The 993-nt window shown below is 42.6% G+C and carries 1 protein-coding gene; it reads right to left on the reverse strand.

What is annotated here, in order from left to right; translation table 11 throughout:
- Positions 1–50: 50 nt before the first annotated feature.
- Positions 51–993, reverse strand: a 943-nt coding sequence (locus DW005_RS13965; RefSeq protein ID WP_181975064.1) for a hypothetical protein, incomplete at its 5' end; no start/stop codon positions are given.

The following is a 993-nucleotide window of genomic DNA, read 5'->3' on the forward strand; positions in this document are numbered from 1 at the left end:
CCAATCAATGATTTTTTTCAGTGTGAATGTTACAAAAATGCTTGACCATCTCACTCTGCTCCGTATTCATAAACATTTTCTGTCCATGTGCCGGATGCTTCGTCCTTGCTGATGATGGTATTGTCAAAAGCATCCTGTATGTCGATAGCTGCCCGTCCATACTCGTCCAGTGTCATGGTTTTTAGGGCATCTGTGGATACATATTCCCTGTCTTTGGATTCATACTCTGTCCCTGCCGCCTCTATGGTCTCTTTTTCCTCCCCAGTTTCCGGGTCATAGGAGGTTTTTGTGACAAGACCATTCTCATCTGTAGTGGACAGGCAGTTTCCAAAGGAATCATAAGTGATTTCTTCTTCCGTGTAGGTGCGGTTTGATGACGGGTTTTTTGCAGAATCCAGCGTGACATCTTTCTTGGTCTGCTGTCCCAACGCATTGTATGTATAATCATTCTGGATGATTTCCTTTTCCCCATCACTGCCATAGGTTGGAAAAACTTTTCCCTGGGTTTCATTTCCCTGGGCATCATATTTGAAATCTGTTTTGGATACTGTTTTATAGGCAGCACCACCTACACTCCTCTGCTCCGAGATACTGCTGTAATCAATGCCATTAGAGGCAATTTTGCTTTCCAGTTTGATTTTTGTCTTTGCTGAATCGTATAATTCCTGTTTTGTCAATATACACAAACAGAATGGCCTGTCATCGGCAGGATAACCGGCATCCGTATTATGGTAAGCATATGTTACTGTATACAGATGCTCTTTCCCCTTGTTTTTTGCAAGGTAAGCTTTGGGGGATTTCTCTGTCAGGACATTTCGATAATTGTCGTAGGTGTACCCCTGCTTTGAAGTGACTGCTCCGCTCCCCTTTTTACCCCAAAACCTACTGGTCTCTAACGTCACCAGAGAACCGTTCTCGTCCTTGTCATATTTGTAACTATTTTCCTCCTTTTCTTTCCCATAATTTATCTCATCCGTAAGAAGTTTATTTTCA

The sequence above is a fragment of the Clostridium sp. AF36-4 genome, from assembly GCF_003435975.1.
GTDB lineage: Bacteria > Bacillota > Clostridia > Lachnospirales > Lachnospiraceae > Eubacterium_F.